Here is a 412-nt window from a genome sequence, read left to right as displayed (position 1 = left end):
ATACCCACGTGTCACTCCTACACCTGATAGATACAGTTCCCCAATTACACCGACAGGTAACGGGCCCATTTTTGAATCCACTACGTAAGCCTTAGTGTTGCCAAGCGGTTTGCCAATGGGTACGGTACTTTCTGTACCGCTACTAAATGATGTAGAACAGATGGTGGTCTCCGTCGGTCCATATTCATTTATCGTTCCTGGAATATATCTTTTGTATTTCTCGAATAATTCCCTTGACAGGTATTCTCCCCCAAATACTACCCTTTTAAGCGTGACCAATTCCGAAGGGTCTATAGCACTCAGATAAGAAGGAGTTGTATCCAAGTGGGAAACCCTGTTGTCTGATAGAAAGCGTGCAAAACGATGGGGTTCAAGAATCAGGGCATTTGGCACAACGAACAGTGTCGATCCC

General features: G+C 45.1%; 1 protein-coding gene. It reads right to left on the bottom strand.

Translation table 11 applies throughout. The annotated features are described in order from the left end of the window. Positions 1-412 (bottom strand): AMP-binding protein (locus AACM45_RS20360; protein ID WP_339145053.1); only part of this gene is annotated, 412 nt, incomplete at both ends.

Origin of the sequence: Croceitalea sp. MTPC5, assembly GCF_036985505.1 — a bacterium.
Taxonomy (GTDB): Bacteria; Bacteroidota; Bacteroidia; order Flavobacteriales; family Flavobacteriaceae; genus Croceitalea.
This window is presented reverse-complemented; position numbering and strand designations above follow the sequence as displayed.